The 14,419-nt window shown below is 57.5% G+C and carries 13 protein-coding genes; 5 read left to right on the top strand and 8 right to left on the bottom strand.

The features are described 5' to 3' along the window. Positions 1-493: 493 nt before the first annotated feature. From ACVWZ1_RS13430 to ACVWZ1_RS13395, 8 genes are all read right to left on the bottom strand, one after another. On the bottom strand, positions 494-952 hold the full coding sequence (locus tag ACVWZ1_RS13430) for a fasciclin domain-containing protein (protein ID WP_011434417.1): 459 nt from the start codon (positions 950-952) through the stop codon (positions 494-496). An 81-nt stretch (positions 953-1,033) separates the two neighbouring features. Continuing rightward, positions 1,034-2,344, bottom strand: coding sequence for a CO2 hydration protein (locus ACVWZ1_RS13425; protein WP_457503673.1), 1,311 nt, complete (start codon positions 2,342-2,344; stop codon positions 1,034-1,036). A 116-nt stretch (positions 2,345-2,460) separates the two neighbouring features. Further along, positions 2,461-3,954 (bottom strand): NADH-quinone oxidoreductase subunit M, encoded by a 1,494-nt coding sequence (locus tag ACVWZ1_RS13420; RefSeq protein ID WP_457503672.1) that lies wholly within the window; start codon positions 3,952-3,954, stop codon positions 2,461-2,463. A 50-nt stretch (positions 3,955-4,004) separates the two neighbouring features. Further along, positions 4,005-5,840 (bottom strand): NAD(P)H-quinone oxidoreductase subunit F, encoded by a 1,836-nt coding sequence (locus ACVWZ1_RS13415; RefSeq protein WP_457503670.1) that lies wholly within the window; start codon positions 5,838-5,840, stop codon positions 4,005-4,007. Between the two features lie 405 nt (positions 5,841-6,245). Next, positions 6,246-7,202, bottom strand: coding sequence for an NAD(P)H-binding protein (locus ACVWZ1_RS13410; RefSeq protein WP_414418553.1), 957 nt, complete (start codon positions 7,200-7,202; stop codon positions 6,246-6,248). A gap of 146 nt (positions 7,203-7,348) precedes the next feature. Continuing rightward, positions 7,349-7,639, bottom strand: coding sequence for a 4a-hydroxytetrahydrobiopterin dehydratase (locus ACVWZ1_RS13405; RefSeq protein ID WP_011434412.1), 291 nt, complete (start codon positions 7,637-7,639; stop codon positions 7,349-7,351). Positions 7,640-7,717: 78 nt separating this feature from the next. Continuing rightward, a complete protein-coding gene (locus ACVWZ1_RS13400; RefSeq protein WP_457445429.1) occupies positions 7,718-8,254 on the bottom strand; it encodes a GNAT family N-acetyltransferase in 537 nt (178 codons plus the stop codon). Between the two features lie 2 nt (positions 8,255-8,256). Then, positions 8,257-8,415, bottom strand: a complete 159-nt coding sequence (locus tag ACVWZ1_RS13395) for a hypothetical protein (RefSeq protein ID WP_011434410.1) — start codon at positions 8,413-8,415, stop codon at positions 8,257-8,259. Positions 8,416-8,681: 266 nt separating this feature from the next. Here ACVWZ1_RS13395 and ACVWZ1_RS13390 point away from each other — a divergent pair, with 266 nt between their 5' ends. The 5 genes from ACVWZ1_RS13390 (at position 8,682) to ACVWZ1_RS13370 (ending at position 14,259) form a co-directional block, all read left to right on the top strand. After that, on the top strand, positions 8,682-9,461 hold the full coding sequence (locus ACVWZ1_RS13390; protein WP_457503668.1) for a cysteine hydrolase family protein: 780 nt from the start codon (positions 8,682-8,684) through the stop codon (positions 9,459-9,461). A gap of 45 nt (positions 9,462-9,506) precedes the next feature. Continuing rightward, positions 9,507-9,971 carry a cupin domain-containing protein gene (locus ACVWZ1_RS13385; protein ID WP_457503667.1) on the top strand — a complete coding sequence of 155 codons (465 nt, stop codon included), beginning with the start codon at positions 9,507-9,509 and terminating at the stop codon, positions 9,969-9,971. 287 nt (positions 9,972-10,258) lie between these two features. Continuing rightward, positions 10,259-11,881, top strand: a complete 1,623-nt coding sequence (locus ACVWZ1_RS13380) for a CocE/NonD family hydrolase (protein WP_457503666.1) — start codon at positions 10,259-10,261, stop codon at positions 11,879-11,881. Positions 11,882-11,979: 98 nt separating this feature from the next. Further along, the gene (locus ACVWZ1_RS13375) at positions 11,980-12,240 is read left to right on the top strand and encodes a DUF6761 family protein (RefSeq protein ID WP_011434405.1); all 261 of its coding nucleotides are present in this window, start codon (positions 11,980-11,982) and stop codon (positions 12,238-12,240) included. Between the two features lie 216 nt (positions 12,241-12,456). Next, the gene (locus ACVWZ1_RS13370) at positions 12,457-14,259 is read left to right on the top strand and encodes a glycosyltransferase family 39 protein (RefSeq protein ID WP_457503665.1); all 1,803 of its coding nucleotides are present in this window, start codon (positions 12,457-12,459) and stop codon (positions 14,257-14,259) included. The last annotated feature ends 160 nt before the right edge of the window (positions 14,260-14,419 follow it).

Below are 14,419 nucleotides of genomic sequence, written 5' to 3'. Positions count from 1 at the left end.
CTGAGGGCCACGGAGGACTGGGCTTTCCGGCGTTACCTGGACATGGGCCCGCTTTGGGCCGTGGAAGAAAAACCCACAAAAATCGCGACTTGACAAGGGCCAAAGTTAGCAATGGGTAGAAGTGGGGTTGTGAGATTTGTAAAGCTTCCTTAACCGCTGAGAAACAAGACAGCAACCAGGCAAAAGCCGCAAAAAGCCTCGAAAATTGAACGAGGCCGAAGGGCAAAACCGATCAACAACATGGAAAAAAGCTCCTCGGTCAGAGAACAGGCTAAATAAGGTACGTATCAGGCCAAGCTTCGGATTCATCTCTGGGTTTAAAAGACGGCGACATCACTGCTACCGAGAGACAAAAATCCCCACCCTGTGGGGGGCGGGGGATGGTGTAGACTGCACACGGAGCAGAAATCTCTGACCGTACCCATTGGAAGGCATAGCCGGGGAGAGTGTTCACCAAGGCACTTTCCCCAACCTCCGTTCAGGATGGATCCGTTTATCCTCTGGCCGAGGCGGCCAAAGCAGAGTTCATGATCGGCCAGAACCAGTGGGGCCGCATCAGGATGACAGTGTCGATGACGTGGATGATGCCGTTATCGGCTTCGATGTCGGCTTGGATAACGGTGGCGTTATTGACCTCGAAAACGTCCCCTTCGATCAACAAGTCGATGGGGGATCCCTCTACCGAGCCCACACTTTGGTACTTGGCCAAATCCGCCTTTTTCAGGCGACCGGGCACCACGTGGTAACACAAGATGCGGGTCAGTTGGGGGATGTTTTGCACCAGAGTGGTGATGGTGCCAGGAGGCAGCTTGGCAAAAGCCCCATCGGTGGGGGCAAAAACGGTAAAGGGGCCAGGGCTTTTGAGAGTGTCTACCAGGTTTGCCGCTTTAACGGCAGTTACCAAGGTGGAAAAGCCCTCAGCAGAGACGGCAATATCGACAATATCGGGCATGGCCGGGATCCTTTGGCTGGGAAGTTGCTGCTAACAAAGTTGCTGCTCGAAATGTTTTGGGATGGTTAAAGTTGCCATAGGCTAGCGATAATTCTGATCTTGGATGTAGGAAAGACGGGCGGCTTCTCGGATCCCATATTCCGGTCGGGTGAAGCGATTGAGTTGTCCCTCAAAATAACGGCGGTTCATCATCAAGTGCCGTGGATTTGGATCATCAAGGGGATACAAGAAAGCGGCCCTTCCCGCCTGAATCACGGCTGAGGTGACGTTGTACATGGAGCGCTGGAAGCTAACCCCCAATTGAATCAGCATGTCCTCTTCGCCGCGGCAATGCTTGCGATAATACTCCACCAAATACTGGGGCAAAAAGTGGTACATATCCTGGTGCAAGAGCGTGGGTGGGATCCCGGCGGTGCCCACCGGAAACTTATCGGCGTAGAGGATCCCGTAGTGGAAGTCCAACTGGTTGGTGGGAACTTCGTTGGCCTGGGCGTTGTAGGACTTAGTGCCGCGGAAAGGAGAGGTGCGATAAAACACGGCCTCTACATAGGGGAAGGCAGCCTCATATAGCCAGGTGAATCCTTTGGATTTGGGCACAATATCGTACCATTCTCCCCGAATACGCACGCGGTGGTAGATGGGTCGTCCGGCAATGGCGAAGATCCCGTTGACCAGAAAGTTCATCGCCTCCGGCACGCTGGTGATTTTGCCTTCATCGTAGAGATCGCTCATCTCAAAAAAGACCGGAGCCATCACCTCCCAAAACAGGCCCAACACCGAGTACATGGTGGCCTGGCGGCACAGCTCCAAAAACATATCGGGGAAGAGCTTGTATAGCCCCATCAACAAGGGGTTGCCCTGGCAATAGGCGCGGATGGCGCGGTCGGCATTTTGCTTGTATTCTTCGGAATCCATGTAGGGATCCAGCAAGCCCCCCATATCCCGGTGCCAGAGCATGGCCCGCATACATTCTTCGGCAAATTCCATGTTGATGCGGTCATGCCAGAGGTGATGCAAAATCCTGGGCAGCTTGCGCTTCAGCTCCCCCTTTTCCATAAACTCCAGCAGCTCGGGATGGGCCGTAGCCTGGCCTCGCCAAATGCGCAAATCCGCGTTATCCCCCGCGTAGTGGTTGGCCAGCTTCAGATACTCTTCAGGAATGATGAACTTGAAAAAAGGCAAGGGATCCACAAACACCTGCTCGGCAATGTAGAGCAGATCCCGCCAGTAGAAATCCATTGGCACGGCATAGGCTTTGTAGAGGCCGATAATTTGCATCAGGTTTTCCGGCGTATCTGGCAGCATGGATCCCCCTGCCTCCAGGCGGTGGACTATATCCGCAAAAGGATGGGTAGAAGGGGGCAGCTTGCGGGCTGTGAGGGTTGTCGTCATAGAAGAAGTCTCCAACTCTTCAAAAGTTCTGGCTCCTTGAGGTCATTCCCTGGGATCTCAATTCCTGGAAGTTTCCCGATTGCCTTGATCTGCTCCAGAGAAGGCAGCCCAGCTCCCTAGGGAGAATCGGCAAGATCGCCAGCCGAGGCCAGGATAAGCGTTTGCGCTTGAGCCACCTGGGTGGATAGGGTAAAGGCCAACGGTTGCGGCCATTTCACCAGGTTCATGGGCTGGATCCCAAACCAAACGATCAAGGCCGTCAAAATAAGCCCTGGGATCCGCTCCCAGCCATGCACGCGCGGGTAGTAGGCGGTGCGGTTGTCCAACCTGCCAAAGCAGGTGCGGTTCAGCAAAATCACAAAGTACACCGCCGTCAAGCCGGTGCCACAGATGCTGATCAAAGTGGGCAGAGGAAAATCTTGGTAGCTGCCCTGGAAGATCAAAAACTCCGCCACAAAGCCCACCAGGCCAGGGATCCCGGCGCTGGCCATCCCCCCCAAGATGAGCAGAGCACTCACCGTGGGCAAGCCCCGCAAGGGGTTGAGCAGGCCGTTGAGCACATCCAGATCGCGGGTTCCCACTTTGCGCTCCACCAAGCCCACCAAATCGAACAGCAGCGCCAAGATGAGACCATGGGAGACCATCTGCACCATCGCCCCGGTCAGGCTAATGGGGGTGGCTGCCGCCATGCCCAGCAGGATGTAGCCCATATGGCCGATGGAGCTGTAGGCCACCATGCGCTTGATGTCTTTTTGGGCGATGGCCGCCAAAGCCCCCGACAGCACGGCAATGGCTCCCCACCAGGCCAGGATCCCACCCAGGTCGGCCCAAGCTTGAGGAAACAACTGCAGCCCAAAGCGAAACAGACCGTACGTGCCTAACTTGGAGAGGATCCCTCCCAGGAGGATGGCCACTGGCGGCGACGACTCCCCGTATGCATCAGGCAACCAGGTGTGGAAGGGGATCAGCGGCATCTTAATGCCGAAAGCCACGATCAAGGCCAACAGCGTCAAGGTCTGGGCAACAGGGCTGAGAGAGGTGATGCGGATCTCCAGCAGCTCAAAGCTATGGGGATCCCCCAGCCAGTAGATGGCCAAAAAGGCCCCCAACAGAAAGATGGCGGAAACGGCGGTGTAAATCAAAAACTTGATGGCAGCATAATCCCGCTTGGGGCTGCCCCAAATGGAGATGAGCAGGTAGATCGGGATCAGCACCAGCTCGTAAAACAAGAAGAACAAAAGCAGGTTCTGGGCAACAAAAGCCCCGTTGACCGACCCGCTCATGAACAAAATGCAGCCGTATAAGAGGTTGGGCCGCTTCACCTCTGGCTCAGCTGTCAGCACCGCAATCAGCGTGAGCAACCCGTTCAAAGCCACCATCAGCAGGGAAAACCCGTCCAGGCCCAGGGAGTAGCTCAGCCCAATTGCCGGGATCCAATCCCACCGCTGCACCCACTGCAGCCCTTCCGCTTGCAGGTCAAAGTTGGCAAACAGCAGCAGCGAGATCCCCAGCGGGATCCCGGCCAAGGCCACCGCCAGCTTTCGCCCCCCCAAGCCTAAGAACAGGAGCAGGGATCCCAAGATCGGCAACACAATCAAGGCACTCAGCATGGTCTTTTCCCTCTTTATCTAAGGACTCCGTCCCGCTACCTTGCCCAAGCCTAGAGAATCAGCCAGCCCAGCAGGGCCACCCCCACCACAATCGTCAGCACGTAGGCTTGCAACTGGCCAGAGGTGGTGTATTTCAAAACCTGTCCACCCGCCAATACCGCCAAGCTGGTCAAATTTACCAAGCCGTCTACCACATAGCGGTCGAACAAGGCTGTAACCTCAGAGATGATGCGTACCGCAAACACCACACTGGCCCGGTAGAGCTTGGGGGTGTAGAAGTCGTTGGCCAACAAATCCTGCCAGTCGGCCAAGAAGGCCCAGTCCACCGGCTGCCGCTGCGGACGCAGATACAGCCAGGCTCCCAAGGCAATGCCTGTCAAGCTGGATCCCGTCATTACCCCAACAGGGATCCCTTCCAGAGCGGGAATCAGACCTAGTGCCGCTAGGATCATGGGCATGTGCAGCGTTACCCCCATCATGGCGGTGCTGGGCAACGTCATCGGCCAATGCACCTCTGGCGAGCGCTCGCTCATCTGCTGCGGTTTGCCCCCCCAAACAAGGCCAAATACCCGCGTTAGCCCCAGCGCCGTCACCGCATTGGTAACCAGCACAACTGCCGCCCACAACCCCTGCCCCGGTTGCACCAACTGCTGCCAGAGATCCGTCAGCACCCAAAAGGAGCCGAAGGGAGGCAAAGCGATGATTCCAGCCATCCCGGTCAAGAAGCACAGCCCCGAGATAGGGCGCCGCGACCACAAGCCTCCTAGATAGCGCAGATCCTGGGTAATGCTGTTCCAGATCACCATGCCCAGCGCCATCACCAACAGGGCCATCGCGGGCGCATAGGTCAGCAGCAACCCATAGGCTTGTTGGGGATGACCGGTGCCCACCGCCACAAAGATCAAGCCCATGTAGGCGCTCACCAGATAAGACAGGGCCCGCTTGGCATCGATCTGGGCCAAGGCCACTAGGGATCCCCCCACCGCCGTCAAGCTGCCGATAGTCAGCATCACCTTCAGCACCGTTGGGGAAAGCTCATAGAGGGGTTGCAGGCGAATCAACACCCAGGCCCCTGTGCCCACCACCACCGCATTGCGCAAGATCGTCGAGGGGATCGGCCCTTCCATCGCCTCATCCAGCCACAGGTGCAGAGGAAATTGGGCACACTTGCCTACGGGGCCGGCCAGCAACCCCAGCCCTACCAGGGCCAGCAGGGTGGGATCCACAGTGACAGATCCTGCCTGCACCGCCTCTGCCCAGGCCGCCAAATCCTCAAACTCCCAGGAGCCGGTCAGGGGATAGATGGCGATTACCCCCATCAAGAGCAACAGGTCGCCGATGCGCTTGGTTAAAAAAGCATCCCGCGCTCCCGTCACCACCAGCGATTGGTTGAACCAAAAGCCCACCAACAGGTAAGTGCCCAGGGTCAAAATCTCCAGGATCACGTAGCTGAAAAAGAGGGAGTCGCACAAAGCCAAGGCACACATCCCCCCCTCAAACAGGCCCAGCAGGGAGAAAAACCGCGCCCAGCCCCAGTCCATTTCCATGTAGCCAAAGCCGTAGATCTGGGCCACCAGGTTCAGCCCCGTCACCACAGCGCAGGCCCCCAGAGTTACCGATGACACCTGCAGCGGCAGCTCTAACATCAGATCCCCCACCTGTAGCCAGGGCAACCGAATGACCTGCGCCGGCTGATCCCAAATTGCCACCAGCGCCCCCACGCTGTGCAGGAAGGCCATCAACGTCAAGAGCGCATTCAGATAACCTGCCGGACGTGGTCCCGTGCGCCGGGTGATTCCTGGGGACCAGATCAGCGCTCCCGCCCACGCCACCAAGGCGTAGAGGGGAATCAGCCATGCAGTTGTGACCAGCCCGTTCAAGCTCATAATCCTCCTTCGGCCAGGGATCTTGGCCAAACTGGAACACTTGCTGAGATCCTGTAAAAAATCTTAAGCAGCATCTTAGCTGCGAACTAGGATAGATAAAAATTGAACTTCTCGATGAAAGCTATAGACAAAAGTCTATAGCTTAAGAAGGAGCAACAGCATAACCTCTGTTGTTGTCACCACTCCCCTCTCCAAAGCGTGGATGGGAATAAACTCCTTGGGAACTCAGGATCCCCGGCTGCGCAGATACCGTGAATGGCTCTAGGACATCCCCGAAGTTCTGCTGCCCTACTTCCGGTCTTCGATAGGCTAACGCAAGCAGGATCCCATTCACCTCTTCATCCCAAAGCTACCATCGTAAGTCCCTGTGAAATTGCCAAGAAGATGAAGATTGAGAACAACGACCTAGAAGGGCGTTTTGACTTTGGGTTGCTTGACCTTCAGCTCGCGAATCCGTTTCAACATCTTCTGGAAATACTCCGCTAGGTAGTCCTCAAGAGAGGTCAGAGAGGCCAGTTCAATCCCCAGGGTTTCGCATACAGGCGTCATATCGGCGTGCATGGGTTCTTTGGCCGCGATCACCTCCACAAACGCCAGCCGGTCGGCAATGTTCCAGCTCCACTGAAAAAACTGCGCCACCTTGCGCGCCCCTCTCAGCAGTCCCAGCGGCATGGTGCTGACTTTGGCCTTTTTGCCGGAGAGCTGCTCGCACAAGGCAATGACTTCTCGAGCCGTCCAAGCCTTGGGCCCCACCAAGGGAAAGATTTGCTGCTTGGCAGCTTCTACAGTGAGAGCTCGCACCGCAAACCGGGCTGCATCTAGGGTGTCTAGGTAGGCCGTTGGCATGCCCTCGCCGGTTACCCAGACGATTTGTTCTTCCAAGATGGGGATGGCGTACTGGCCAATCAACCCCTGCATAAAGCCCGCTGGCCGGAAAATGGTGTAGGGCATCTGGGATCCAACCAAATACTTCTCAATGTGATGCTTGAAATTCATCAGGGGCACATTGGGATACTCGTGGTGGGCGCCCATGATGGAGAAAAAGATAAAATGCCCTACCTGGGCAGCCCGTGCCGCATTGATCAGGGCAACTTTGCCATCCCAGTCCACCTGACGGGCGCTGAGGGTATCGGTCACCCGCACCGTGGCACAGTCGATCACCGCCTCGATGCCTTCCATCGCGGAGTTGAGGGTGCTGGGCTGAAGCAGGTTTCCCACCTTCAGGTGAGCGCCCCATTCACTTAAGAAAGCAGCCTTTGCCGGATTTCGCACCAGACAGGTAACTTGGTGTCCCTCTTCGATGGCTCGGCGCACCACCTGACGGCCCAGCGTTCCCGTCGCCCCCACAACCAGCACGTTCATAAAATTATCATTTCTTAACCTTAGGCTTAGTCTATCAGACCGACACAGCTCCCAACACAATCCAACACAACTTTGAGGCAGCGACAAAATGGGGATCCTCTGCCAAGCCGGCTTTGAGGGATCCCCAAAGTTGGGTACTGAAGCGTCTAGCTGGCCAGCTCGTTCATGCGTTGCGCCAAGGTGAAGTCCAATTCCGTAATGCCCCCGGCATCGTGGGTGGTGAGATCCACCCGCACGCGGTTGTAGACATTGCTCCATTCGGGGTGGTGCCCCATGCTTTCGGCCACCAAGGCCACACTGCTCATCCAGCCAAAGGCTTCGACAAAGGAACCAAACTGAAATTGGCGATGCAGCTTTCCCTCCCGCAAAGACCAGCCGGGCAGTTTCTCCAGCTTGGCCTGGATCTCGGCTTCACTTAGCTTGACGGGTCTGGACATGGGCGTTCCCTCCGGTCGATGCCATCGTTTTCATCACGCTTTCATCAAAGGAGCAACTGAGAGCGGATCCCGGCTTATTCACAAAACTTCATGACCTTTGTATTCATGCTCTTCTACATGCGCGTCTATGGGCGCGGGGCTGAGCGGCTTGTACAACCAGTAGCCTTGTACAGCAAAGTGGGCCTGCTGATAGAAATGGAGGGCGGCTTGGTTGTGATGGTAAACCTGCAGGGTAATGGCAGCTAGCTGCTGCTGGGATCCCCAGCGTTCCACCTGTTGCATCAAAGCTCTGCCCAGGCCCTGCCGACGATGGGCGGGATCCACCCAGAGCAAAAAGACGTAGGCCACCCGCCGATGGGTGGCTTGATCTGTGGAGATGCCGGCCCAAACACAGCCCACCGGCTCTGCAGTTTCTTCTTTCAAGATCCACCAGCAGGGGGTGCGGGGTGGGTCGAAGAGGCGATCCAGCGTCTCTTCCAGGTGATCCCAGTTGCTTTGCTCTGGAAAAGATTCCTGCAACGTGGCCTGCAATCCTCGTCGCACCCAGGGCCGATCCCAGGCTGAACCAATGCGCCAACGGTAACCGGCGGGCAAAGGGATCCCTTGTTCAGCCATCCTCAGGCATTTGCAGAAAGGGCCACAGGCGTCGCTTCTTCTAGAGGGGCAGGCTGGGCCATATCCTCCGGCAGAAACGAGCGAATGCTCACCACCACCAGGGTAAACAGAAACACCAGCAGGATGAGAGCGGGAAAGATATATTGCCGCAGGATGCTCATGCTTCTACATAATCATTTCAAGTTTCTACAGCATAGCGTGCAGGGAGGGATCCCTGGGCAGCTTTTCGGAAATCTCCTCGGTTTTTCTTCTCCTGATCTCCATCTCAGCCCCTATCGACTAACCCTGGGGGATCCCATGCGTTAATAAGGTGAGAAAGTGTAGCCTACGATTCCAAAGTGAGGTTGGCTGTGCATTAAGGTCGAGCGTAGTTGTGGGTCATCCGCCCAACCTGATCCCACTGCTGCGCGACGCGAGCGGAGAATCCATGAGCACCCCCAATCGCCCCTTGAAGACCCTTGGGATCCCTCCCAATGCCTGGGCTGTGAATGCCGAAATGGCCGACATCACCCGTCCGCCCTTGGATCCCCGGCCCATCCTGCTACCCACCTCCAGCAAAACCCTGCGCTTGGATCTGGCCAAAGCGGCGCTGCTGGTGATCGACATGCAAAACGACTTTTGTCATCCCGACGGTTGGCTGGCCAGCATTGGCGTCGATGTTACACCTGCACGGGCTCCCATCGGCCCTCTAAAAGCCCTGCTGCCCCGCCTGCGACAAGCTCAAGTGCCGATTGTGTGGGTGAACTGGGGCAATCGCCCTGACTTGCTCAACATCAGCGCCGGCTTGCGACATGTGTACAACCCCACCGGAGAGGGAGTAGGGCTGGGGGATCCCTTGCCTAAGAACGGGTCTTTGGTCCTCACGCGGGGCAGTTGGGGCGCTGCTGTGGTGGAGGAACTGGAAGTCAAACCCGAGGATATCTGGGTGGACAAGTTCCGCATGAGCGGCTTTTGGGATACGCCTCTCGATAGCATTCTCAAAAACCTGGGGCGCACCACCCTCTTCTTTGCCGGTGTGAACATCGACCAGTGCGTCATGACCACCCTGCAAGACGCCAATTTCCTCGGCTACGACTGCATTTTGCTGGAAGACTGCGCCGCCACCACCTCTCCTGAATACTGTTTGCTGGCCACCCTCTATAACGTCAAGCAATGCTTTGGCTTTGTCGCCTCCTCCCCTGACTTGCTGGCGGCTCTCCCCTGTTAGCACTTGCCCACTATTCACCCCTCATCTCTTGAGTGGAGGATCCCGATGCAAACGCTCTCCCGCTGTGTGATCCCAATTGTTAAAACCCCTGCCGATTATCAGGCTTTTCGCATCAGCCCCCACGATACCAATCGCTTGGCCATTGTGTTTGATCCTTCTCATGCTCAGATTTCTCTGACTTTTTGTGTGGAGATCTTCGATGAGGGAGGCAAAACCCCTCCCAACCGCCATCAAATGGCTGTAGAGATGTTCTTTATCCTCAAGGGTGAGGGCATGGCCATTTGCGATGGAAAAGCTGCTCCCATCAAAACCGGAGACAGCATTTTGGTTCCGCCAACAGGCGTGCATGAAATCCGCAACACCGGCCCAGGCCGCCTCTACGCCCTCTGCTTCATGGTGCCCAACGAAGATTTTGCCGAGCTCATCCGATCCGGTACTCCTGCGGATTTGGATGAAGAGGATATGGCAGTCTTATCCGGAGGCTGGAGAAGGGCACTCGCTGAGGCTTAGACCTCAGAGGCTCTGGAAGCTGTGGAAGTTGGAAGGTCGGGGGTACTCCGAAATAAATAAATCTTTTCTCAGATTCTCAGTTTCCCAAAAAAAGGGGTCTGGGAGAGGCCGCGCTTGCGCCAGCAGGCCGGAGATCAAGGACAATACCGGGGAAGAGGCTCAAACTCAGGTGGGAGTTCCTCTCTCCTAAAAGCTTCTGTTTTATCCTGGGAAGAATCCACCCAGGGATCCCTTGGGTTTCCTTGGCCGGTTTTCCTTTGGCAAGACTTGCTAGCCCAACCCAGACCATGCTGCCCGTTCGCCCCCGCGAAACTGTTTCCATGTTCACCCGCGACGGGATCCAACTGGACGCGGATGTCTATCGCCCGCAAGGGGAGGGGAGCTACCCGGTTTTGCTGATGCGGCAGCCCTATGGGCGGGCCATTGCCTCGACGGTGGTGTATGCCCATCCCAGGTGGTATGCGGCCCAGGGGTACATTGTGGTCATCCAGGATGTGCGCGGACGGGGAACTTCCAAGGGATCCTTCTACCCTTTCCGCCATGAGGTGGAAGACGGGTTTGACGCCGTCAATTGGGCGGCTGCCTTGCCGGGGAGCAACGGCGTAGTGGGCATGTACGGCTTCTCTTATCAGGGCATGACCCAGCTGTATGCGGCTTCTACCCGTCCCAGCGCCTTGAAGGCCATCTGCCCGGCGATGCTGCCTTACGATCTCTATGCCGATGCCGCTTACCCAGGGGGGGCCTTTGCCTTTCAGAACAACCTCAGTTGGGCCTTGCAACTGGAGACCGAAGGGGCGCGTCTCAGGGGGGATGCCAATGCCTACCAAGCGCTTTTGAAAGCTGCCCGCAATCTCCCCCTCTACGACCCTATCCCCCTCAAGCCGGGGGTGTTGCAGCAGTATGCCCCCCAGTCCTATTACTTCGACTGGCTGGAGCACAGCGAGCCGGATGAATACTGGCGCAAGCTCTCTCCCCGTCTAGAGGTGGTGGATCTGCCGATGCTACACATTGCCGGCTGGTTTGACAGCTACCTGAGTGGTAGCCTGCGCCTCTACAAGGAAATGAGCGCCCGCAGCCAGAACCCTCAATACCTGATCATCGGCCCTTGGATCCATCTCCCTTGGGGGCGCAAAGTGGGGGCGTTGGACTTTGGCCCAGAGGCTGTCAGCCCCATCGATCGCCTGCAGGTGCGCTGGTTTGACCAGTTCCTCAAAGGCAAAGATACAGGGATCCTCCAGGAGCCGCCGGTACGCCTGTTCGAGATGGGATCCAACCGCTGGCGCGGCTTTGATGCTTGGCCTACCCCTGAGCCAAAAGCTTTTTACCTACACAGCACCGGCTTGGCTGCCCTTTCAGAAGCAGAGGGATCCCTTCGCCCTGAACCCTCGCCGACGCAACAATCGGATACCTTTGTTCACGATCCCTGGCGACCGGTGCCGGCCTTGGGGGGCCACCTAGTTCAGCCTGCCGGGCCGCAAGAGCGCTCCGCCCTCGACTGCCGCACCGATGTCCTGACCTATACCACTCCGCCGCTGCAAGCCGAGCTGGTTCTGGTCGGGGACATTGCTGTGGAGGTGTACGCGGAGGCGGACAGCCCCAGTTTCGATCTTTGCGCTGTGCTCTCGGTGGTAAGGCCCGATGGGCAGGTGTATAACTTTTCCCAAGGCTATTGTCGCCTACGGGATCCCCAGCCCAGTACCCCCATTCTGATTCCCTGTCAGCCCACCTGTATTCGCATTCCTTGCGGTCATGCTCTGCGCCTCAGCCTTAGCGCGGCTTGTTTTCCGGCCTATCCTGTCAACACAGGCACGGGAATGCGGGAAGAGCGGCTGATTGAGGCCCGCATTCTCACCATCACTCTCCGCAGCGGTGGCGAGACGCCTTCGCGACTGCACCTGCCCATGGCTTGAAGCCAAGAAGAGACCAAGCTTCGGGATCCCGTTCGCAATCCCCGCTTACAAAGAGACACCAAACGTTAGGATAGAAACAGGCAGGGCAAGGGAACACCATGTTGCAAGACCCAAAGTTGATCCGGCACTATCAGGCTTTGACCGATGCTCTGGTGGATACCTGGCAGCGGGGCTACCGGCGCACCGATGAGCTACGTCTGCTGGTGGATGGCTACCTGCTGGCCTTGCGAACTGGCAAACAATTGGAGCCCTTCGAGATCTATCGCATTGAGGACGAGGTCAACCGCTTCCTCTACGATCCGTCCAACTTCATAGATCCGGAATTGGAGCCAGAGGCGGAGCCGATGCGGGGTTATTGATTTTGTGAATCCCTGTTGGCGATCCCTAGAACAGGTGGGGCAAAGTTTTGATTCCAACCTTTTCTGATCTCCCCTCGCCCCTTGGGAGAAAGACTAGGGGGGAGGGCGCTGACTGAGTTCTGGTTTTGTCGAGCATCTTGCGCCTGGTAGGCTGAGAGGGATCGATTCGTTCCTGATTCCAGTCGTATCGGTTCTATGGCGGTTTGGGATAGGGTGATGACCTCCCGGCATCTGCCCCTGCTGGGATCCGGCTTGGGCTTGGGGGTAGCCCTGATCCTCTGGTACGGGGTGTTTGGCTACCACGTGCTGCAGATTGGCCTCTGGCTGCTGAGCATCCTGCTGGTGGGATTGTATTGGGCGCAGTTTTCCCCGGCTCAACCCCCTTGGGATCCGACGCGGCTGCGCTGGCAACAGGAGCTGTTGCACCTGGGGCTGTTGGTGTTGGTCTTTGCCCCGATCTACCTCTACGACCTGCCCAACATCCCTTTTCAGATCAATACTGACGAGATTGTGATCACCTCCATGGCCCGTCGCGCCTCAGGGGTGCGCTATCCCGATATCTTTGGGCTGATGCCGGAGTATTTCTATTTCCCCCGCTTCATGTTCAGCCTCTTCGGCGGCCTGACGCGGCTGATGGGGGGAGTCACGCTGCTCAATGTGCGCACGGTACATGCCGCCTTCGGGGTCGTCACCATTCTGGTGGCCTACGGGTTTTTTCGGGCATTTTGGGGATCCCGGCTGGCTTTGGCGGGGGCGGCCCTCTTGGGATCCAACCACGCCTTGCTGGGCATCAGCCGCATGGCCATGCGGGAAAACCTGATTGTGCTGGTGGAGTGTGCGGCCCTGGCCTTGCTCCTCAAGGGCGTGCGGGAAAAAAATCCCCTGTTGCTCTATCTGGGGGGAGGAGCGGCGGCTTTCTCCCTCTACGGCTATTTGCCGGGGCGGGTGGTGATCCTGCTGGGGTTGCTGTTTGGAGTTCTGTACCTGCTCCTGGGCCGGGAGGATCTCCGAGGAGAAAACAAGCAAGCTAATCCCCTCTGGGTCCTGGCTAAGCTGACGGTGCCCGCGGCGCTGGGCTTTTTTCTGGTGGCTGGGCCCATTCTGGTGGCCACGGTCACAGCACCTGCGGTGAGCGCCGAGTACTCTCGCCAACAATTTCTCTTTTTCCCGGAAGGGCGGGCGTTACAACAGATGTGGGTGAATGCGGCTACGCCAGAGGAGGCGGTCTGGCGCAACATCTTCAACGGCCTGAGTATGTTCAACGACCCCGGCCAGCACGACCGCGGCTACATCTATCCCAACTACGGCCATGCTTTTGTGGATCCCTTGACGGGGGCTTTGATCTGGCTGGGGCTGGGATCCGGCCTCTACCGCCTTTTCAAGAAGCGCAGCCAGCCCCACGACTGGCTCTGTATCGGCAGCTTCCTATTTCTCTACCTGCTGTTTAGCTTGGCCATCACCAAAGCCCCCAACTACACCCGCCTGCTGGTGATCCTGCCCTTTGTAGCCTATCTAACCTTGGAAGGGATCCAAGTGCTGGCAGGTCTCCTGGAACGCTGGGGATCCCGGGCCGGGAGTTGGCTGCCGGCGGCGGCGATGGCGGGGGCAATCCTGCTGATTGGGGGGTGGAACCTGGCCATTTTTGGAGACTTTGTCCACAAAGGCTGGACGCAGGGCAACGATGTGGGGGCCACCGGGCGCTATGTGGCAGCTCGCCAAATGGATCCCGACTACCGCTTCTATCTGGCGGCTAGCACTGCCTACCCCTATTTCGGCTGGGGGGAACCCCACTATTGGCAAAGCTGGATCCAATTTTTTGCCGGACGGGAACAAAAGGTAGCGGTGTTTTCCCCTGAGGTGTTGCCCATCCAGGCGCTGGAGCCACCGTTTACCCTGTTCATGAACGAGTGGGTATGGGATCAGCAAGGGGCAGAACTGCAACGGCGTTTTCCCAGCGGACGGTTGCACCGGATCCCTGCTGAGCGAGGTCTGTGGGCCTTTGAGGTGGTGGATCCCTAGAGCTCCCCCCCTGGTTTGGCCAACCCACCGTCCGCGGGACGGAGTCCTTTCTTTTTGCCAAACTAGTGACATACTCCCGCACTCATGCTGACGCAAAGCGCTCCGCGCCGCTAAAGCGAAAGAGTGCGGGCTTCAAGGACTCCGTCCCGCTGACGCGAAC

The sequence above is a fragment of the Thermostichus sp. MS-CIW-25 genome, assembly GCF_054060015.1.
The sequence above is the reverse complement of the archived record's forward strand: the minus strand, read 5'-3'. Positions and strand labels throughout refer to the sequence as shown.